20 protein-coding genes are annotated in these 21,761 nt (G+C 35.4%); 5 read left to right on the top strand and 15 right to left on the bottom strand.

Translation table 11 applies throughout. The features are described 5' to 3' along the window. Positions 1–51 precede the first annotated feature (51 nt). The 3 genes from AC0KSB_RS14940 to AC0KSB_RS14950 form a co-directional block, all read right to left on the bottom strand. Positions 52–414, bottom strand: a complete 363-nt coding sequence (locus AC0KSB_RS14940; RefSeq protein WP_472310574.1) for a Na-translocating system protein MpsC family protein — start codon at positions 412–414, stop codon at positions 52–54. A gap of 188 nt (positions 415–602) precedes the next feature. Further along, positions 603–1,286, bottom strand: coding sequence for a hypothetical protein (locus tag AC0KSB_RS14945; RefSeq protein WP_472310576.1), 684 nt, complete (start codon positions 1,284–1,286; stop codon positions 603–605). 16 nt (positions 1,287–1,302) lie between these two features. Next, positions 1,303–1,737 carry a hypothetical protein gene (locus AC0KSB_RS14950; protein ID WP_472310578.1) on the bottom strand — a complete coding sequence of 145 codons (435 nt, stop codon included), beginning with the start codon at positions 1,735–1,737 and terminating at the stop codon, positions 1,303–1,305. Positions 1,738–2,041: 304 nt separating this feature from the next. Here AC0KSB_RS14950 and AC0KSB_RS14955 point away from each other — a divergent pair, with 304 nt between their 5' ends. Then, positions 2,042–2,596: a hypothetical protein gene (locus AC0KSB_RS14955; RefSeq protein WP_472310580.1), complete on the top strand. Its 555-nt coding sequence runs from the start codon at positions 2,042–2,044 to the stop codon at positions 2,594–2,596. Between the two features lie 77 nt (positions 2,597–2,673). Here AC0KSB_RS14955 and AC0KSB_RS14960 read toward each other — a convergent pair whose 3' ends face one another. Together AC0KSB_RS14960 and AC0KSB_RS14965 are read right to left on the bottom strand one after the other, a co-directional pair. Continuing rightward, the gene (locus AC0KSB_RS14960) at positions 2,674–3,042 is read right to left on the bottom strand and encodes a thioredoxin family protein (RefSeq protein WP_472310582.1); all 369 of its coding nucleotides are present in this window, start codon (positions 3,040–3,042) and stop codon (positions 2,674–2,676) included. Between the two features lie 45 nt (positions 3,043–3,087). Next, entirely contained in the window at positions 3,088–4,101 is a 1,014-nt protein-coding gene (locus tag AC0KSB_RS14965; RefSeq protein ID WP_472310585.1) for a permease, read from the bottom strand. Positions 4,102–4,378: 277 nt separating this feature from the next. On the opposite strand from AC0KSB_RS14965, the gene AC0KSB_RS14970 reads away from it, so the two are divergent. Together AC0KSB_RS14970 and AC0KSB_RS14975 are read left to right on the top strand one after the other, a co-directional pair. Next, the gene (locus AC0KSB_RS14970; RefSeq protein WP_472310587.1) at positions 4,379–4,687 is read left to right on the top strand and encodes a hypothetical protein; all 309 of its coding nucleotides are present in this window, start codon (positions 4,379–4,381) and stop codon (positions 4,685–4,687) included. Between the two features lie 66 nt (positions 4,688–4,753). Then, complete coding sequence (locus AC0KSB_RS14975) at positions 4,754–5,152, top strand: secondary thiamine-phosphate synthase enzyme YjbQ (RefSeq protein ID WP_472310589.1); 399 nt, start codon at positions 4,754–4,756, stop codon at positions 5,150–5,152. Here AC0KSB_RS14975 and AC0KSB_RS14980 read toward each other — a convergent pair. The 6 genes from AC0KSB_RS14980 to AC0KSB_RS15005 all read right to left on the bottom strand — a co-directional run bounded on the left by AC0KSB_RS14980 (position 5,149) and on the right by AC0KSB_RS15005 (position 14,916). Beyond that, on the bottom strand, positions 5,149–5,913 hold the full coding sequence (locus AC0KSB_RS14980) for a DUF2726 domain-containing protein (RefSeq protein WP_472310591.1): 765 nt from the start codon (positions 5,911–5,913) through the stop codon (positions 5,149–5,151). The genes AC0KSB_RS14975 and AC0KSB_RS14980 overlap by 4 nt on opposite strands. Before the next feature lie 40 nt (positions 5,914–5,953). Beyond that, the gene (locus AC0KSB_RS14985) at positions 5,954–8,818 is read right to left on the bottom strand and encodes a PAS domain S-box protein (protein WP_472310593.1); all 2,865 of its coding nucleotides are present in this window, start codon (positions 8,816–8,818) and stop codon (positions 5,954–5,956) included. Positions 8,819–8,832: 14 nt separating this feature from the next. Beyond that, on the bottom strand, positions 8,833–10,704 hold the full coding sequence (locus AC0KSB_RS14990; protein ID WP_472310595.1) for an HD domain-containing phosphohydrolase: 1,872 nt from the start codon (positions 10,702–10,704) through the stop codon (positions 8,833–8,835). Further along, positions 10,664–10,861, bottom strand: a complete 198-nt coding sequence (locus tag AC0KSB_RS14995; RefSeq protein ID WP_472310597.1) for a hypothetical protein — start codon at positions 10,859–10,861, stop codon at positions 10,664–10,666. Before AC0KSB_RS14995 ends, AC0KSB_RS14990 begins: the two co-directional genes overlap by 41 nt. A gap of 52 nt (positions 10,862–10,913) precedes the next feature. Beyond that, complete coding sequence (locus tag AC0KSB_RS15000; RefSeq protein WP_472310599.1) at positions 10,914–13,619, bottom strand: diguanylate cyclase; 2,706 nt, start codon at positions 13,617–13,619, stop codon at positions 10,914–10,916. 97 nt (positions 13,620–13,716) lie between these two features. Continuing rightward, on the bottom strand, positions 13,717–14,916 hold the full coding sequence (locus tag AC0KSB_RS15005) for an ROK family transcriptional regulator (RefSeq protein WP_472310601.1): 1,200 nt from the start codon (positions 14,914–14,916) through the stop codon (positions 13,717–13,719). A 354-nt stretch (positions 14,917–15,270) separates the two neighbouring features. Here AC0KSB_RS15005 and AC0KSB_RS15010 point away from each other — a divergent pair, with 354 nt between their 5' ends. After that, positions 15,271–16,716 carry a mannitol dehydrogenase family protein gene (locus AC0KSB_RS15010; RefSeq protein WP_472310603.1) on the top strand — a complete coding sequence of 482 codons (1,446 nt, stop codon included), beginning with the start codon at positions 15,271–15,273 and terminating at the stop codon, positions 16,714–16,716. A gap of 36 nt (positions 16,717–16,752) precedes the next feature. On the opposite strand, the gene AC0KSB_RS15015 is transcribed toward AC0KSB_RS15010, so the two are convergent. The 4 genes from AC0KSB_RS15015 to AC0KSB_RS15030 form a co-directional block, all read right to left on the bottom strand. Then, positions 16,753–17,664, bottom strand: a complete 912-nt coding sequence (locus tag AC0KSB_RS15015) for an ADP-ribosylglycohydrolase family protein (protein WP_472310605.1) — start codon at positions 17,662–17,664, stop codon at positions 16,753–16,755. 151 nt (positions 17,665–17,815) lie between these two features. Continuing rightward, positions 17,816–19,012: an MFS transporter gene (locus AC0KSB_RS15020; protein ID WP_472310607.1), complete on the bottom strand. Its 1,197-nt coding sequence runs from the start codon at positions 19,010–19,012 to the stop codon at positions 17,816–17,818. A 96-nt stretch (positions 19,013–19,108) separates the two neighbouring features. Then, complete coding sequence (locus AC0KSB_RS15025; RefSeq protein WP_472310609.1) at positions 19,109–20,377, bottom strand: sensor histidine kinase; 1,269 nt, start codon at positions 20,375–20,377, stop codon at positions 19,109–19,111. A gap of 445 nt (positions 20,378–20,822) precedes the next feature. Further along, entirely contained in the window at positions 20,823–21,254 is a 432-nt protein-coding gene (locus tag AC0KSB_RS15030) for an arsenate reductase ArsC (RefSeq protein WP_472310611.1), read from the bottom strand. A 306-nt stretch (positions 21,255–21,560) separates the two neighbouring features. On the opposite strand from AC0KSB_RS15030, the gene AC0KSB_RS15035 reads away from it, so the two are divergent. Further along, positions 21,561–21,761, top strand: coding sequence for a helix-turn-helix transcriptional regulator (locus tag AC0KSB_RS15035; RefSeq protein ID WP_472310711.1), 201 nt, complete (start codon positions 21,561–21,563; stop codon positions 21,759–21,761).

Below are 21,761 nucleotides of genomic sequence, written 5' to 3' on the forward strand. Positions count from 1 at the left end.
GGCGCAACCCTACGACTGGTCTTCCAACAAAAATAGTGATTGTGTTTACATCTACCGTTTGAATCTGTCTTCCAGATTCTCACTAACAGTAATAATGATTATTTTTTCGCCTGTTTTAGTGCTTACATCAGAATGTGTGCTGATCACGTCAACATCCACAACTTCCTGAATCAGCGCCACAAGATAGTCACGAGAATTCTCAAAGAGCATAACTCTTACTTTTTTTAACAAATCAACTCCCTGACCATTCTCTGCCAATTTTTGTTCCGATTGACTTAGAAAGCCCTTGAGTCTAATGATTATAAGATCCTGAACAATTAAAGTTCTTATCTGTTTAGGACCACGTCCCATGAACTCGATCTCGAACTTACTTACTACTTCACTGATCTTTGCTTCTACTTGACCCTTTGTCATAATATCACCTGCAATTACCTCTCATCGTACCATGTTCATGTGTTTTGGTCAATAGCAACAAAGCAAAAACAAACAAATTATGCAAGTTGAATAATTTACAATTGCAAAAATAGTCGGTTGTTGGCTTGTTGCACGCTTTTGTGATAAATAAAATGAATAATTGTGCCGCGTCATATTCAAAAATGCCATTAGTGAATTTTTATGCTGCCCGCCCGGTTAAATCTTTCTGTAGTAAACATATCTATTTTCATTAGATTCAAAATAACATAGTTGTTTTCTGATATTGCGGCATCAGGCAATTGATGATTTGGTGATAAATCAACCTTAATTAGCTGAGAATCTATTTGATAGCTGCTATTTATATCAATCAGGAATAATCCATCTTTATTCTGTTGCATTATGACTTTCTTTATTCCGTCATTTTTGGCTTTGTTCAGCATAGGAGCAAAATATTCATTGATTGAACTATGAATACCTTCATTCGTTTTTACAATAGAAAAAATAGCAAAAATATTGCCTTGTTTATCTACCATAGGAAAATGAAGAGAATACAATTTTTCATTATTAGTCAGATCATTTCTTGTATGTTCTGGTGTTACCAATCTTACGGGGTGCAAAAAAGATATTTCTGAAAAACCTGTTGTATTAAAATCAAAAACATCAGGTCTTTTTTCAACAGATGATAACAACTCTGGATAATCACTTATAATTGTCGATAAAATTTCTTTTTCTGTTATAGAATTCAGATTCCTAGCTGCATTGTTATTTAGGCTAGGCAGAGTTACAGCATTCCCCCTCGTGACAAGGAGGAATACTACAACAAATAACAAAAATAAGGATAGCATAAGAATACTCAAATAATGCTTTTTCACTTTGGATACCTCAGGATCAGTGCCTGATTTCTGAACTATAACTGGTAATAGTTTCATAATTATTATTGTTATATACAGTAAAAACACTCTTCACGCGGTATGTACCACTTGCAACTGTCTTGGCTCTTGACATCGATCCCCGATGGCTGTTAAATGTTCCACTCCAGCTCTCTTCTGTAACCCACCATAAAAGCACTTTTCTTTCCAGAGTCATTGATATGTGTATCTGTGTTGTGATTCCCTGATAGCCCGTAACTGAACTTTCACAGATGACCTGTCCATTAACTGAACTTATTCTGGTAGAATGATTAGCAGTATAATCATACATCGGCAGAATTAGTACATTTTGAGACCCTGTCATTGTTTCTTGATCAGCAAAAACCGGAATAAACAGAAACAATGATGTTAATAGTATTACGGTGATGTAGGAAAAAAATTTCTTTTTAGCCATATTTGATCCTCCTCAAATTCGCTTATAAATTTATGCCTCTATAAACTATAACGATCGGGATGACCATTTTGTGACAAGATTTCGAAAAAATTTTTTTGATTTTTTTTTTGCCGCTTACAATTTAAATAAGAAACTTGAAAATTTGCGACTTTAGCTGCTGGAAGACTTTATTTACTTATTCCTTAAATGAAGTTTTATTTGCTTATTAATTTCAAATAAGGAACAAATTTAGAAAAATTTGCGTCTAAGCAAATATAAAGCTCGAGACTTTAAAAACTGAACACATGAAAAGGAGTTGTTTAAAATGAAAAAAGTACTTTCCGTTATCACATTATTGGCAGTAATATTTAGCTTTTCCGTAGCTGCGCTTGCTGAACAAGAGATTTTAGAAATCGAGTTGTATGATGTAGTAGAAGGAGTAACAAATGAAATTTTGTTAGAAGATGCGGTGGTAGGTGAAAATATTGAAATTAGTGATGATGAGATGAAAATAGTTTCAATTGACGAAGTATTACTCCAAGAAGAAAATGATTTAAGAGAAGAAGTACTAACTGAACTTCCACTAGATGGTTCTGTAGCAGGTGAAGATATTGAAATTAGTGAAGAAGAAATGAAAATAGTTTCAGCTGATGATGCCGTAGTAGGTGAGGATATTGATATTGGCGAAGATGAAATGAAAATAGTTTCTGCTGAAGAAGAATTTTTAATGGGAGAAAATGAATCTGCCATTGTTTCTGCTGGAGATGAAAAAGCGGAAAAAAATAATACTCAAACTATATTAATAATAGTTGCAGCAGCAGTTCTTGTTGTGATAGGACTATTTATTTCCCTTAAAAGAGTTTTTGCCAACAGAAAATAAAACAAAAACATTGAAAAAGCTATATCCCCCCACTAAATAGTTGATTTTTGTGGGGGGATATTAAAGCTTTCACTTAATTATTCTAATTCCCTGATTATTTTTATAATTTCATTTGGTTTAAGAACCTTTCCATATGAAACCACTTTGTTGTTTATAACTAGAGCAGGTGTAGACATAACGCCATAGGCAGCGATTTGAGCAAAATCAGTAATATGATCAATTTCGGTCTTTATTTCCAGCTGTTTAAGTGCATCTGAAGCCGCTGCTTCTAGTTTATTGCATTTTGAGCAACCACTACCAAGAACTTTAATAGAAGAAATAGCAAAATCTTTAGAGCTCAAATCAGCTTTCTCTACATTTGGGTTTTCTACATTTGAGCTGCCGCAGTTGCCATTACAACAACATTGGTTTGCCTCTTCTTTACTTTTTCTGCCAAAAAGTTTCATGATTTTATTCCCCTTTTCAATTAAATTTTTGTCTTAAACATAATGTTAGACAAGAAGTGTTTGTAAGATATTGAATAGATAGCCAACGATAACAATACCAATTGTACAAATAATAATAAAAACTGCTAAAAGTTTTGGCTTTACTGCACGGCGTAACATGATCATTGATGGTAAAGAAAGAGTAGTTACTGACATCATAAAAGCCAGAACAACACCCAGTTGAGCACCTTTTGCAAAAAGTGCTTCAGCTATGGGTATAGTACCAAAAATATCTGCATACATAGGCACACCGATAATTGTTGCTATGATTACTCCTAAAGGATTATTACTGCCAAGCGCAGTTTCAACCCAATTCTCAGGGATCCAGTTATGGATAGCTGCACCAATACCTACACCTATAAGCACATATGGCATGACCTTTTTAAAAGTTGAAATCATCTGATCTTTAGCAAAAATAAGTCTGTCTTTTTTTGTCAGTTCTGGCGAGTTTATATCAGTGCTGCCCGCGTTTATAATGAAACTTTCAACATGTTTTTCCATTTTAAGCTTTTCAATTAAGGATCCCCCAAAAATTGCGATAATTAGTCCTACTATGACATAAATTATGGCTACCTTTGGTCCAAATATACTCATCAGAAGAATTAATGAACCAAGATCAACCATAGGAGATGAAATAAGAAAGGAAAAAGTTACTCCCAGAGGAAGCCCTGCCGATGTGAATCCAATAAAAAGCGGAATCGAAGAACAGGAGCAAAAAGGTGTAACTGTTCCTAGCAGGGCAGCCATTGTATTAGCACCTATACCATGAAAACGACCAAGAATATTCCGGCTGCGTTCAGGAGGGAAAAAACTTTGAATATAACTGATCATAAAAATTAAAGAGCACAAAAGAATAGTAATTTTGATTACATCGTAAATAAAAAAATGCAAACTGCCAACCCATCGGTTGTTAAGATCTAGTCTCAAGACCGATAACAGTTTGCTAACTGAATCATAAAGCCAGTCCATCCCCAATATTTGATTTTGAATAAAGTCCCAGATGGTTTTTATACCTTGCATTTTATTTGCTGCTCCTCACTCAATTTGAACGATTTAGTATATTAAAAAAGTTAATTTTTAGCGGCAAATTAAATTAGAACATATTAAAGAGCTGCATAAAAAAAGAATATCAACATTACGAAAGCCAATATGATAATAAACTTTATATCGATACATGTCAATGTGTCAATATATCAAGTGGTTTTGAATTTGTCAGAGACTATATGTAATTTGTGATATTATAGATACGCCCAAAGTTTTTTTGATAATATACATCCAGTTGATAAGGAGAAAAAATTTGAACAAGAAAATATTTGTTAAAAAATATGATGACAACAATCTTCCGAAAAGTATAACACCGGAATTAGCAAATATGTATATACGAATTCATGGTGATGATTATCATGAAACCGGCAATACATATTTTTATGGAACAATACGTGTATTTGTTTTTGAAAAGAAACCGTTGCCGGAATTAATTGAAATGCTGACTAAATTGGAAAACCAGTCTTCATATAACTATCGCTTAAACAAAGAAGTTATTACAGTTGAGCGAGTAGATAATCCAAAACTTCTTAGTGGACGTTATAGATTTATTAGAAAATAGTATTTGATGAATTAGTAATTGGATTGATCAAACTTAGGTAAAAATAATTATGAGGGAGGGATTGAAGTGAAAAAAAGTTTTGTAATTAATACACCATGTGAAAATTGCATGATTGACATAACACAGCAAATCAGAGATTTTGTGTCTGAGACTAGAGTTCAGTCTGGAATTGTTCATGTTTTCATACCACACACAACCGCTGGTATCACAATAAATGAAAATGCTGATCCAGATGTTGTACATGACATTCTGATAGGACTGAATAAAGCATATCCTGAGCAAACGGCTTTTCGCCATTACGAAGGCAATTCAACAGCACATCTAAAAGCCTCAGCTATGGGTTCTTCCTGCACTATTTTGCTAGAGGAGGAGAAAATTTTATTAGGAACATGGCAAGGTGTATACTTTTGCGAATTTGATGGGCCAAGACAAAGGAAGTTCGTTGTTAAAGTGGTTGCTGACTAATTAGCAATATCTTGTTTAGTTTCACGGCAATTGGGGAAATTAGGGCAGCCCCAGAATGATTGTCCTGCCTTACTACCTCTTGAGGCTTTTCTTTTTACCATTTCGATATTGCATTTAGGGCAAATTACTGTTTGCTGGGCGTCGATATTAGTTTTATTGTTGTCTGAAAATTCTCCAGCACTTTCTTCGTTTTGTTGTTCTTTAATTATAGATTCATCATTAGATTGAACAGTCAAAAGTTCTGCTGCAATTAAATCTGTTAATTCGTGGATATTATATGTAGTTTTTACCGGAATCCGCACAAGCTTTAAATTTGCATCTTTTAATGCCCTGTCTTTTACCTCGTCTCTTTTTTGTGCGCTGATCTTTTGGTGAGAGCTATCATCTAGCTCGATTGCTAAAACAGGAGATAGTGACAGAGGATCCAGGAGTATAAAATCAATGTGTTTTCTGTTTATTCGATTAAGTAGTGATTGTCTAAGGCTTCTATCTATACCCTTTTGAATGAATAAGACATCCCCGAGATTAACCTTTGGACATATTAGATAATTGTTTCCTGTAATTTGCCTTAACACACCGAAAAAAGATTGCTCTGCTGCTGACAAAAAATTATTATTAACTCCCAGTGGCCAAGGTGTATCACTGTCTTTTGAGGTATTGGTTGCTGACCGTTTAATTAATAACACAATGAATAAAATAATGATTACTATGGCAATCACAAAGGCGAAAGAAAAAGTTTGAATGTGGTTTAATGCTTTCATAAGATTTGCCTCCCAGTTTTTTATGATGTGCTTTTTTGCGCTAGTTTAGAATGTCAATTAAAACAGAAACAATTTCAGGATCAAATTGCTTGCCGGAATATTTTTTCAGCTCATTTGCAGCAGTTACCTGATCTACTGCTTTTCTATACGGTCTTTCATTGGTAATAGCGTCAAAGGAATCTGCAATGGCTATTATTCTTGCACCCAAAGGAATTTCCTTAGCTTTTATCCCGTTAGGGTAGCCTGTTCCGTCATACCTTTCATGATGGGATAAAACGATATAGGCGATATCTTTGTATTCGGTAGTATTTTCAAGAATCGCTGCTCCTTTGGCAGGGTGTAATTTCATCATTTCCCATTCGTTATCATCAAGAGGGTAAGGTTTATTAAGTACAGGTTCATCGATGCCTATTTTCCCTATATCATGAAGATATCCTGCTACTCTTATTTTATCAGACTCAGATTTCTTCAAATTCATTTTTTGGGCAATTTTCTCAGCTAGTATACCTACTCGCTCTGAATGCATCTTTTCCCTTTCACTTTTGGTAAACAGAGTATCCATGATAATATCAATTGTGTTACTTCTGATACTTTTAGAACTATAAAATTTTCTGTTATACATAAATGCCTCAGCTTCTTCAAACACCTTGTCCAAAGAATCCTTAGAATCTCTTTGTATTCCATAGCCCCAAGAAATTGTAATTAATTCCTCTTTTTTAGAATTTTCTGAACTATCCTCAAAAAGCAGATTTAATCTATCCAGATATTTTTTTATTTCAGTTTCGGTTTGGCCTGATACAATAATAGCAAACTCATCTCCGCCTATACGTGCAAGCACATCATTTTTGCCGATGATAGACTTTATTCTATCTCCTGCAACTTTCAAAATTCTATCGCCTTCAAAATGTCCAAAGGTATCATTAAAAATTTTGAAACCATCCATGTCTCCCACCAGAATAGCAATAGGGAAGTCTCCTTTATCACTTCTGCGTTCAAAATCTTCTTCAAAAAATCTTCTATTATAAAGTCCTGTCAAAAAATCATGGTATGCCAGAAATTCGTTTTGTTTTGCTATTTCTTCTCTTTTAGTTACATCGAAAATTATTGAAAAAAGCACCTTATGCTGATCATACTCTATAGGTGTACTGTAAACATCAACAATCTTTATTTCTCCACTTTTTAATCGGTGTGGGAATGTGAATTTCTTTTTTTTGTCATTAAATTTATCTTTTTGCAAATCGCTGATCTCTTCTTTGCACAAAGTGTTTATATCCTGAATTGTCATGTTAAGCAGCTCTTCTTTTGAATATCCGTAAAAGCTTGAAGCAGCTTTGTTTGCTTCTATTATCTTACCTGATGAAGGTTCAATAAGCAGCATAGATGCTTCGTGGTTATCAATCATAGACTGTGTACGGTTAAGCAGATGCTTAAGTTGATCTTCGATTCCTTTTCTGTCTGAAATATCGAGAACTATACCTTCAAGAACTTTAACATTGCTTTGTTCATCATAAATGGGTTCCCCCATTTCTAAAACCCATTTCCTTTCGCCTGAAGCTGTTATTATTTCATATTCATACTTAAAAGACACTTTTTCTTTGATTACACGTCTCCATTCTTCGCTTAAAATTTCGCGGTATTGTGGCGATATTAAATCGTTAAAAGATAGGTCTCTGTTATATATAAGTCTGTCCGGTGTGTATCCTGTAAGTTCATAACAGCCTTCTGAAACAAAAAGCATTGTCCATTCGGAATCATACTTGCAGCTATAAGCCATGCCTGGAAGGTGAGCGAGCAATACGGATTTGCTTCTTTCACTTTCTGTTAAATGACTTTCTGCTAGTTTGCGTGCAGATATATCTTGTAAAAGACAAAGGTGCACATCGTTTTTATTGGAAGAACCGATAATTGGAGAAACACTCATATTTGTCCAGACGCTTGATCCATCGGGTTTTATAAATCTTTTTTCCATGGAATAGAAATTTTTTTGATTTTCCTTGAATTTCTTGAAGTTATTGATATCTTCCTCTAGATCGTCAGGATGTGTTATTTCTGTCCACTTGAGCCCTTCAAGCTCTTGTCTGGTTCTGCCCAAAATGTTTTCAAAAATTGGATTAATATTTGACTTTCCTGTTTCTGACTGAGATACAAAATTTTCATTGTGCACCAGAGCAATACCTATTGGTGCTTGTTCAAAAACACTTCTATATAAAATTTCATCCATTATTATTTTGTCGTTGAGTTTTTTTAGATCTTCGCGTTGTGTCTTCATAAGGACAAAAGCAAGAGAAATGATGATGATGCAAAAGACAACAATAATATCAGGTATCATCTGCTCCCATAGATTCAACTGCCACTCGGAAGCTGAAAAATCTATCCCCAAAACAGCAATAACCTCTTTGCTGTTTGGATCTTTTATCGGGGCAAGAGCGCTGATCCATGTTCCCCAACGATCGGTTACAGGCGAGGTTATAATTGTTTCTCCTGTAATAAAAGGTTGCCAGTAGTCATCCTCTGCTTCGTGAAAAATCTGACCTGGAGGCGAATAATCATCAGAACCTGGAGGCTCCGAATCTACAAGAAGTATTAAATGATCATTTTGCTCTTTCAATAGATATGCAAAATAAATCCTGTTCGATGTGTTTTTTAGGTCTTCTAAACTGCGTTTGAGCAAATTATAATCAGATTTTATCAGATCTTCGTTTGACCCTGACAATTCAGATATTTGTTCGTATTGTAGAAGTGCTTCCATAGATTTAGCTAATTGAATAGCTTCATGTGAAGCCATATTTTGATATCTTTGCCACTCGAAAAGCAAATACATGCTGCATAACAAGACAACAATTATCACAGAAACAGTCACGGTTAGTATTTGCTTTGATTTACTACTATTATCTGATAAAAACATGTTCAAATCCTTTTCTAATTTGCTGTTTCATCTTCCAGAATACTAATAAATATTTGTGCAATATCAGGATCAAATTGTGTGCCGGAACTTTTTTTGATTTCTTCTATTGCTTCTTTTGACGATCTTGCTTTGCTGTATACTCGATCAGACGTTATAGCATCATATGCGTCTACTACGGCAATAATTCTTGAAAGCAAAGGGATTTCTTTGCCATGCAAACCTTGTGGATATCCTTTGCCGTCCCATCTTTCATGGTGACAAAGAATGTATGTTGCTATAGGAGCCAGGTTTGGAGATGTCATGGCTATTCTATATCCTATTTCGGGATGCTTTTTCATTTCGATCCATTCTTCCTGCGTTAATTTGCCCGGCTTTTTTAAAATGCTTTCCGACACACCTATTTTGCCTATATCATGAAGCGTTGATAGAAGTTCAATATGGTCGAGTTCTATTTGAGATAATCTTAATTTTGCCCCTACTTTTTTTGCTAAATACGCAAGTCTTGCTGAATGTTCCTCGGTTTCAAAACTCTTTTCTTGCATTGCCGCTCTAATTGAAGTAATTATGGCACTGTTAGCACTATTTTTTTTGAGTAATTTGCTCTGCTTTAGAAAGTCCTCGGCTCTTTTATGGACTTGTATGAAATCGTCTGTTAATACTTTTCTTGTTTCAGTGCCAAATGCAAGGCTGATATGGTAAGCTTCATTTGAAATCTCAGAATTGTACCGGTCACATGCTGTTTGGATTGAGTTTATAAGAGCAACAGCTGATGGGTTATCCTTTTTAGGCATAAGAATGCTAAACTCATCTCCACCTGTTCGAGCGAGAATATAATCTTCCTTACAACAATTACTGATTATATTTGCTGATGTTGATATGATTTTATCACCTTCAGATATGCCAAAAGAATCATTGATAAGTTTTAGACCATTTATATCAACAATGACAATAGATAATGGTAAAGCATCTTCGTTATTGAGACGTTTTACCTCTTTTTCATATCTTCTGCGATTATAAATTCCTGTAAGATCATCGTGATCAATAAGGTATTGGAGCTCTTCTTGTGCTTTTTTCAACATAGTTATATCTCTTGAAACACCAAGAAAACCAATTGGTTGATCTGATAGATCCCGTATCATAGAAATATTCATACCTACCCAGATAATAGTTCCGTCTGCACGATATTGCTCTAGTTCAATAATACGAGTTCTGTCTTTGTCGCGTTGGCTGTCGTACTTGATTTCTTCAGCTAAAATATCATGAATTTTAGCTAGAGAAGCAGGAGGGAATTTTTCTTTAAGAGAACGACCTATATGTTTTTCGATACTTTCTCCCAGTAATTTTTCGATTGAAGGGCTTATAAAAGTTGATTTCAAATTCAGATCAGTCGTCCAAACCACATCAGTTATATTTTCAGTAATCTGTCTATATTTTTCCTCTGATTGCTTCAAATCCTTCTGCGCTTTTCTTATTTCCTGCTGGCGCTGTAACAACAGATTTAATATAACGGAAGCAACAGGATATATCAGCATTACAGGTGCGGTTATATTTTTAATGACATTAATATTAACAGGGTAGGGCAGCAAAAGCATACATAAAATCATTACAATATGAACCAGCACACTCATCAGATAAACGCTTACCCATTTTAATTTTTTTGATTTGGGATATATCCATTGACGCCAGGCAAGGCCTATAATAGCACTAGATATTATTACAGCTACACCAGGCACAGCCCCTGCACCGCCGCCGATCAATCTGTACATGACAGCAGTTATAGCCGTGATAATTGTGGGGATTGGTCCAAAAATAAGCCCTGTGATGCTTATTAGAATTGATCTGGCATCATAAACTATGCCGGGCTGCAGGGTAAAAGGCATACTCATTGATAGCGACACATATGCCGGCGATAAGAAGACCGCTGAAAAAAGGTCTTATTTTACGGTGTTTTTGAGGAATGAAATATGTTATTTCATATATAACAGACAGTACAAGTAAAAGAGCCACATTATTCAATAAAGCAACTACTACTATTCGCTCCATGCTACCTCCTGGTGTTTTGAGGGCTGTCATTAATGAAACAGAAAATCCTTTTCTATTGTTCCATTAGCTTAACAAAAGCGTCTACAACCTTAGGATCGAATCTTATTCCTGAATCTTTTATGATAATTTCAAGAGCTTTTTGCTTGCGTTTTTCAATAGGTTCAATTCCTTTGTTGAGAACTCGATCATATACTTCAGCTACTGAAATAATTCTTGAAATCAAAGGAATTTGTTCACCTTTGATTCCTCGAGGATAACCCTTGCCATCCCAGCTCTCGTGATGATTATAGATATATTCGGCAATATCAAGTGTATCATCAAATAAATTCAGTAATCGATATCCTACAATTGCATGTTGCTGAATAGCGGCTTCCTCTTCAGAAACTAGTTTGTCGCTAAGCAAAAGATCATTATTTAGTGAGATTTTCCCAATATCATGAAGGTAACCAGCTCTTTCAAGCTTAACCAAATCGGATTCTGATATTTTGAGAATTTTACCGATCTCAACACATAATTTTGCAACAGCACTAGAATGATGTTCTTCGCGCTGGCTTTTCAAATGAATAGATTCCAATACCGTATCAATTAAATCTTTGCTGGTACTTTTGCGATTTATGGTTTTATCTTTGTACATAGCGTTTTCGGCATTGGCCATGACTTCTTCTATTGACTGTGTATGATCCGTTTTCACATCATGCCCTAATGCAACGCTGCACTTAATTGCATCTAACTTGGTTGCCTGAAATTCTTCTCTGATCCTTTTTATTATAGATTCTGTACTTGCACTGTTGGTTTCTGGCAGCAAAATAACAAATTCATCGCCACCTATTCTAGCAATAATATCTTTGTCGCGGCATGAATTTTTTAAGATATTGGCAGATGTTTTTATTAATTTATCACCCGCATCATGACCAAATATATCATTTGTCATTTTCAAGCCGTTTATATCTGCAAATATTATTGATAAAGGCAAACTTTCAGGAATATCAACACGTTCCTTGTTAGTTTCAAAGCATCTTCTATTATAAAGACCGGTCAAAGGATCGTGACAGTTCAAATAATCTATCTCTTCTTTGCGCTGCTTCTTTTCAGTATTATCCATAAAGGTTACTACACCACCTACGATAACACCGTTTTTTATCTGAGGATAAGACCTGTACTCAACGTCAAAAGTTGTGCCGTCAGCTCGCCAAAAAACCTCATCCTCTGCTTGTAGGCCTTGTCCGGATTTTATAGCCTTGAATATTTTACATTCCTCTATAGGGAAAGGGCGACCGTCTCTTTTTGAATGATGAATTAGCTGATGCACATTTTTTCCGATCAAATAACTTTGATCTTTATACCCCAGAAGTTTAATGCAGCTGATATTGCAAAAAGTACAGTTGCCATTTAGATCCACTCCGAAGATAGCTTCTGCTGTGGAATCCAAAATCAATTGCAGTTCGTCTTTTTTTTCGTTTAGCTCTTCGGTTCTTGAATGAACACTGTCTTCCAGATTATCTATAAGTGACTGCATCTCATCTGCAACATGGTTGAAACTTTTAGAAATCATGCCAATTTCATTACTGCCCTTAAAAGTAAAACGCTGAGATAAATCGCCGGCTGCAAAAGCAGAAATAGTCGCCAATAATTCATACACCGGCTTTGCAAGTTTTTTTGCCATGTAATAATATATCCATATTAATAATGTTAAAACAAAGAAAGATAACAAAACAGACCAGAGCATGCTTTTATAAATATCTTGCATAAAAAAAGATTCAGGGAGAGCAGACAATAAAATCCATTCGATGCCATTGATATTTATTTCTGCAACATTTATGTAGAGGTTATTCTGCACGCCGTTGAATAAAAACTGACTTTCACGTTTTTCTAAATATTGATTATATGAAGCTAATATATCTTTGTTTTGAATATCATTTAGAGTTTTTCTTGTAAGGGTACCATCTGAACTCTCTGTAAAGATATCTTTATTGGTTGATGTTGCAATAAGGCTATTTGTATCCTGTTCAAAAATTATTGCAAACCCATTTGTTTTTTTCATAGCTTCCTCAAGATAATAAGATATATCTGAAAGCAGCAAGTGAGTTCCCATGACGCCTTGCAAAGAGCCGGAACTATCATAAATCGGCCATGAGGCAGAGACTGTCAGGTCGTCCATTACGAAATGTTTATATATTGGAGAGAAGACAGGTTTGCCTGTGTCAGCTGCAGCTTTATACCAATCACGTGTACGAGCATCAAACTGACCTGCATCTACAGCAAAATCTGCTGCCGTCATATCATCATTAACGGAGTAGTACCAGGAGTTGCCACCTGTGCTGGAATCATTGCGCATGATTTCTATATCGCCGTTTCCGTTTCTGCGAGCACCATAATATTCACCATTAACCGTGCCATAACTGAAACTATAAACTGGCCCATCGTGAGTTTTAATAACACCAACAAAAAATTTTTCCCGCATTATCTGATCGGACATATCAAAGATATTATTTTCGATCAGCAAATGATTTGTTTCATTAATATGGTAAGGGACATGGAAAAATGATTCTAGCTGTCTTGTTATATTATAATTAATATCTGAAGCCAATGTTCTGGTTGTGGTCTCTGCCGATTTATACCACTGTGTATAAACTAGAAAACCATTACTGAATATTGCTAGCAACATAAAAAAAGCAAAGACGATTACAAGAATCTTCCCGATTGAAAAATTATATATAAAATTCCAAATTTTTTGACTCTTCTCTTTGACTTTTTTCAATTTGCACCACGCTTTAATTAAAAATCAGATATAAAATTAGACATACAATCATTATAACATCGAAAACTGGATTCAGAATAGCAATATTGAAATATCTTTATACCGATTTGCGGAATTGATTCAAGTAGAAAAGTGCCGCTCCTACGGCAGGAGCATATTGCCCATATGTACCAATAATGAGCTGGTCTTTTGCCATTGGGAAAGGAAAATTGTTAATCTTTTTTAACAAAAAAAGGATATCTTCTTCAGTAAAGAATGGCGCCAGATACCCGCTAATAATAATACTGCCGTCGATAATTATACTGAGATTTCTAATTGCCAGAGCAAGCTTATCCAGATAGTCCTCCCATATTCTGACGCAATCTGAATTTATCCGATTCCCCTGACTGCTGGTAAAAATGTTTTCTTTGTTAATATTATTAGGCATATCCTGCAGAATTTTCTGCTCGCATCTTAGATTTTCGAAAAACTCCCTGATACTTATTCCGGCTGCCTCTTCTAAAGCATTAGCTGAACAATATGTTTCCAGACAACCACGACTGCCACAATAGCATTTAGGTCCGTCTCGACTGATGCATAAATGTTCTATTGCACCGGCATGCATCTGTAAACCGTTTACGATTTTTTTATTTATAATCAGGGAACCGCCAAAATTGCGATTTAAAAGCAAAACCACAGCATTGCTTATCTCTTGATTATTCCATAGCTCCAGATAAGCTGCAGCTTTTGAGTCGTGCTCAAGATGACAAGGGTATTTAATGTGTTTAGCAAAATCAGCCAGCTTCATATCATAGTTGTCCATAATTTTTCCATAATTTATAGATTCGCCACTAGCCGAGATAGTTCCTTGAGTTGCGATAGACACCCCTAGAATAATTGATTTGTTCCAACCGTTATTGTCAGCAAAATCAGAGATTATTTTACTTAATCTAACATAGTACTCTGAAGTATGTTCATATTGAAAATCATGTACTGTCGACTGTATTATCTCTCCGTATAGATTAACTGCAACGATATAAATTGATTTTTTTAAAATTCCAACTCCTATTGATATTCTGGCATTTCTAACAATCCTGATTATTTTTGCTTTGCGACCGCCTGTTGAATTGTAGCTGCCACTTCTTTCGATCAAACCGGCATCTTCCAATAGTTTTATGTTTTGACTTACGGTTGATAAACCTAAATTAAGATCCTGCACTATTTGCTGCTTTGAGACCTCGTGTTGATCATAAATAAAATTATAAATATTATTCCTGTTTAGAGTTTTTAGGTTTAAAAGACCCGGGCTTTTCTTCATGATCTGCCTCCACTAAAGTTTGTGTTTTAAAATAGAATACACGATAATTACACTAGCGTGTAAGATTTTGCCAAAAAAAACAACTTATGATTATGTGTTAACAAAAAGATGTGAAAAATTGTGTGCATAAAAACAATAAAGTCTATTGAAACATTGATAATACCAGCATATAATCAATATGGGCTTAAAGTTACAGTTTTTGTCTAATCATAACTTGTTGAAATATTTATGTTCATGGGTATAAAGACTGTTATAAAATCTCTGAATAAAGACTGATTTAGCAAGTTGAACCGTTTTAAAATCTTATATCCATTATGGATATGTAGTTTGCCGAAAGGAAAAGGTGAAAGAGATATGAAGATCAAAACATTCGAAATCAATTATGACCGTAAACAGGTTAAACCGGGAATACTGCATTTTGGCGTTGGTAATTTCCATAGAGCACATCAGGCATACTATACTAATCTTCTGCTTGAACATTCCGATCAGTCACAATGGGGCATTTGTGGTGCAATGATCCTTGAAAGAGATGAGAAAATATACACGGGACTAATAAAACAGAACTGTGAATATGGTTTGACTGTTTTTGGAAGAAAAGGTGAAAATGAATATCGCCGCATTGGTTCAATAGTTGAACTGTTGTGGGGGAGCCGTGAAGCTGAAGCTATAATAAATAAGATCGCAGACCCAGATATTAAAATTATAAGTCTGACAATAACCGAAGGAGGGTATAACCTCGATAAAGAAACAAGAAAATTTGATTTTGCCAACGAGGATGTTATTTATGATCTGACCTTGCCTGGTGATCCAAAGACCGTATTTGGTTATGTAGCTGCAGGTTTACTAAAAAGAATTGAAAATGAGGCTGGGCCGATTACTATACTCAGTTGTGATAATTTGCCGCATAATGGTAAGGTCTGCCGTGAATCTTTCCTTTCGTTCTTTGAAAGAGCCGATGAAAAAGTTTATTTATGGGCAAAAGAGAATATTAGTTTTCCAAGCTCAATGGTAGACCGTATAACCCCTGCTACCATTGAGGAAGATATTGAAAAACTACAAAAAATAACAGGACAGAATGATATTGTGCCAGTTTATTGTGAAGATTTTGTACAATGGGTAATAGAGGATTCTTTTGCCGCCGGCCGGCCCGAATGGGAACGCGTTGGTGTTGAATTTACTGATGATGTGGCAAAATACGAGAACATGAAACTAGGTTATGTTAATTCTACGCACCTGATGCTTTCTTTTCCAGGTTTTATGGCGGGGTACCGCAAAGTAAACGAGGCTGTTGAGGATCAAAGAATTCAGACTTATCTGCGTCAGTATATGGATAGCGATGTTACTCCTTATATGGAAGCCCCACCCAAAACTGATATAAAAAAATATAGAATTACTTTTATGGAACGTTTGCTGAATAATTCGGTAAGTGACCAGCTTGCCAGATTATGTTTTGACGTAGCTAACAAATTCCCTGTTTTTATTAAACAAACTATAGATGCCATGATTGAAGCTGATGCTGACATGAAAAGAGTTGCTTTTTTCATTGCTTCCTATCGACTCTTTTTAAGAAGAGGAGTTGATGATAAAGGGATTGCTTATCAGGTAAATGATCCTGGACTTGTTACTGAAGATATGACACTGATTAAAAGCAATGATCCCAAAGACTTTCTTAAATTATCTTGCATGGCCGATGTGAAATTTGAAAACTCTCCTTCCTTTGATAAGAATTATCAGTATTTCTGCAAGTCTTTTGAAAATCAAGATGTACTAACGATACTTGAAGAAGTGATTGCTGAATAAAGCAATAAAATATTTGATTTTCGATACTCTATTATTTTAATCGTGCATCACATCGATCCATTTTTCAGGGATTGATGTGATGCCAAGTTTAGCACCAAGCAAAGCTCCGAGGATCAGTGCTCTACTAGCTGAATCACCGCCGACCCTGACATTCAATTCCATTACCTTCTGATAATCGTCGGGTTGTTTTAATGCAGCAAAAATAACCGGTAGAGAGTGTCTGGCATGGCAGCTTTGGCCGAGCTTTTCTGCAATGGATGCAGCAGAACTGTCTTTAAACTTAATCGCGGCATCGAAAGAATCATTTATTAGCTTCATATCATATTTGTCTTCTGCTATCATTTGAATTCTGATTTTGTTAAGTAATTCAAGAATGGTTAGAGTTGAATCTTTTTTATTATCTTGAACAATTGTTTCCAAGGTTTTGGCTATCATAACTGTTATTGCTGTAGCCTGACTGTTATTGTGTGTCATCATACTCTGATCAATAGCTGCAGACAATGCCTGTTCCGGATTATCAATCCAATAATATATCGCTGCCAACCTTGCTGTACCGCCAAGCTCATCTGAAGCAGAACCAAATTGCAGATTTTTTTTCAATGCCGATAATGACTCTTTGCTGGCTGCATCCATATACCCGTCATAACTGGAGATAAATCGAATCCATTCTTTTCTGTAAAGGGCAGAATCATAATTGCCTGAGTTATTTGCCAGAAACTGCCATAGATGACGTGTCTGGTCGCCGTAGTGAGTTTGATCACCAAGTTTTCTGTTTTTATGAAATGAGTCTGGCAAAGGAGCCTGAGGGGTGTTATACTCAGGAAATTTTTCCTGAAGTTTATGTATGTCATATATCCAGTGTCCACCCAATACAAAAGCATCTCCTGCAATACTACCCAACCATAGAGCTTTTCTTTTATCATTATTGTTTAGATTACTGATATTCATATCTAAAACCTCCTAGAAAGCCAATTTTCTGACTATGCTTCTAAATTCCAGTCTGATATTGTCTAATTGCTCTCTTGGAGTCATTTTATCATTTTATGCAAAAATAAGCGTAACCTATATATAGGTTACGCTTATTTGACTGAAGTTTAATCTAAAAATCTGTGTCGGCTTTCTTAATTGATCTCTTGTTAAGTATTAAACCAATTAGCAGTAAAACGGGAAAAACAATTGCTGTTAATATTCCTTTTTTTAGATCATTATTGAAAATGCTGGACATCATCCCGACAAGAGTGGGGCCGGCAGCACAACCGACATCACCTGCTAAGGCAAGAAATGCAAACATCATTGTACCTCCGAGCGGTATATTGCGTGCGGCTGTACTAAAGCTGCCCGGCCACATTATTCCAACCGACAGACCGCAGATGGCACAGCCGATCAAACTGACAAAAGGCCATGGAGAAAGAGAGATAATCAGATAACTGCCAAAACAGACTAAACCGCTTAATATCATAAATCTCTGTAGTTTTATTTTGTTGCCATATTTGCCATAAAACAACCGAGAAATCCCCATCATAATTGCGAACATCATTGGTCCGGTCAAATCACCGATTGTTTTATCAACGCCAAGACCGCTTTCGGCAAATGCCGATGCCCATTGACTTACTGCTTGCTCACTGGCTCCGGCGGCAATCATCATAAGTATCATTATCCAGAAAACCTTATTAACCAGTAGCTGTTTAAGAGAGAAACCACGTTTATCATGTGCGATCACATGTCTGATTGGTACTTTTGAGAAGAAAAATGTATTTGCAAGTGGTACTAAAGCCCAGAAGATTGCTAGATAATGCCATTTATCAATACCTACAACTGCAAAAAACAAAGTTGAAACTAAGACAACACCCACATGCCCCCAGCAATAAAAAGAGTGCAGCAGACTCATAACAGATTCCTTATTATCTGTTGGACAAGCCTCAACTATCGGACTTACTAATACTTCCAACAGTCCGCCGCCTACGGCATAGATCAAAACGGCTATCAGCAATCCGTAAAATGGATCTGCAAACAGCTGTGGCAGGAAGGTTAATGAGACAAGGCCGGCAGCTGCAAATATATGTGCAGCAACGATCGAAATTCTGTAACCGATTTTGTCAACAAATCCTGCTGCTAGTAAATCAACGATTAACTGAAAACCAAAATTGAAAGTGACGAGCAAAGTGATTTTAGACAAAGGTATACCATAACTTGTCTGGAAAGTAAGAAATAACAGTGGTATAAAATTATTTATTATCGCCTGTACGATATAACCGGTAAAACTTGCATAGATGGTATGTTTATACGTAAAACTCATGTAAAAGCCTCCATATTAAATAACATAAATAATTTTGGCATAAGACTGAGTATAACCTAAACTTTCTTTCCCGTGAATAGCTGCTGGGCTTGGCAACTATGCAGCTGCCTGGAAAATAAACCAGCCATCTTTGACAAAAAAATTGTATACGCCTCCATGCTTTTCAGTTATATGAGCCATGTTTTTTGTACCAAAACCATGTCCCTGTTCTTTTGTTACTGGGAAACCATTAATAAATAGCGGCTCTATTTGATATCTGTTGCGGATATCAATGCAAAGTTTGTTGTTTTTGGAATAAATACGCAGCTGGATAATTCGTTTGTTTTTGTCAGGAATATCTTTTGAAGCATGTATGGAATTTTCTAAGGCATTTGACAGTAAAGAACAAATCTCGGTGTCGCTAAATGATAGAACAGCAGGTAGCCTGGCTTCTATATTTAATTGGATTTCCGCTTGTCGGGCTTTTTTAACAAAAGCGGATAAGATCAGATTTACGGTTTCATTTTTGCAAAATCTTACAGGGGTAATGGCATCAATATCGGATTGGGCAGTTTGCAGATATTCTCGGATATCTTCTATGCGTTCTTCTGAAGCCAAACTCTGTAAAAGGGAGAAATGGTGGCGCATATCATGCCTATAGGCCATAGCATTTTGCTGAATTTGCCTTAAGGAAGCAAATTCTATTTGGGCCTGCCGAAACTGTATATCCAGCATATCCCGTTCCCTTTGAAGATTTGATTGTTTTTGCGTTTCAACATAGTAGATGAGAACAAATATAAAATAAAAGGTAGCTGTTACAAAAGGTATGAATTGTAAAGCCGTTCGTGTCCCACTGTAAATATAATTGGTATATACAGAGATATAATCAAAGAGGTAGTAAAATGCGGGTATTACACCAAAAAGCAAACAGGATTTTACAGATCTCTCCATTAGATGTCTGGCAGAGTCAAAAACATATTTTTGCAACAAAAAGAACATCAGAAAAGCTGTCGCAATATAACCAATGTGATCCATAGCGGCACTGTCGAAGATTTCACCTGTAACAGCACCGATCCAACGCGGAGGTTGGCAACACAAAAAAGAAACAAACATACTTGTTAGTGAAATCAGCCATGTACGCTTCAAAAACACAACGATAAGAACAGCAACCGGTAGATGAGAAAGCAAGGGATAGATTTTTATCGTTATGCTCATGCCCCAGATCATTAAACAGATTACCTGCCAAACAAACAAAATCACTGTAAAACATGCTACAACTAAATAATTTTTCCATATACGAGCCATGCCTGCAAAATTAACGGCGACAGCAACACCAAACAATAAGGCTACGAAATATCGAGAAAATTCAACAAAAGTTTCTATCATTTATATTCTAAGCCTCCATATGATAATTAAGATATTTTTGCTTGATTTCGCGTGCTTTTCCCTGCGCAATCATACTTCAAAACATAATTAATTGCATTTACAGAATAACTTTCCAAAACAGAAATCAGTTCGATTCCGTTTGTAAATACTGCATATTCGAAATTAAAATTTTTTGAGGATTTATATAAGGTAATTAGCTGTATCATATTTGATAGCTCATTAATATTGTCATCACATAATGCAATTTGCAGCATAAATATATCCGCCTTTTTTAACACCAATTTTCCGAGCTAATTTTAACACAAAAACTAATCCGGAAATATGATTCATGTCAAAAAAAACATGTTTCGTGCACTTGCCAGAGTCATAAGAGACATCTTTATTAGACTGATTATCAGAAAAAATTTCCTTTGTAATAAAAACGTATGCCATGGGGGAGTTTTCATTATTTATCAATATTGAAAACCCTTATAAATTCCTCAATTCTTACTTTTATTTGATCTCTTAAAGTGTTTGTCATAGCTAGTTTTTCGATGTCAGTTCCTGTAAAAGTAGCAGGGTCTGCAAAACTCCAAATTAGTGTCATTGGTGAAGAAGGAAATATCGGACATTTTTGTCCGCTTGCCTGATCACATACCTTTATTACGATATCATACTTTCGTCCTTCTTTGAAAAATTCAAATACCGAATTTGTAGGTTTTTTTGAAATATCATAACCTATCTCTGCCATTGACCTGACAACTATAGGATTTATATTGCCTGGTTCTATACCAGCACTTTCAGCAATAAATTTATCTTTGCCCAATCGATTTAAAAACGCTTCAGCCATCTGGCTTCTTGCTGAATTATGAATACAAACAAAAAGAACTTTTAACATAGTTTCACCTCGACAACTAACAAAAGTTGAATATCCATAGTAATAATTTTTTCTTTATATTAGTAAACAGAATATTAGTTCCTGATGTACAGATAAAGACTTTGTATGTTAACAGTATGTATATTCCATGTTAAGTATTTTTTTGAAAAATTCTTAACATCAGGTCTAATAATAGCCATGCCATTGTTGTCGATATTTGAGATCATAAGTAAACATAAATACTGATTCTTGACCTTATGCAATATATATATTACAATTCTATGTAACATATATATTGCATTTAGTTTTTAAACCGAGGTGATTTTTATAGTTAAGAATAGCGTTAAACTAAGCCGCATTGAAAGTCAACTTACCCAGGAGGAACTTGCTGAAAGGGTTGGTGTAACAAGACAAACAATAGGGCTTATAGAGAAGGAAAAATACAATCCCACCATAGCTTTAGGTCTAAAATTATGTCAGGTGCTGAATAAGTCCCTTGATCAACTATTTTGGCTGGAGGAGGAGTAA

Source organism: Ercella succinigenes (genome assembly GCF_900002895.1).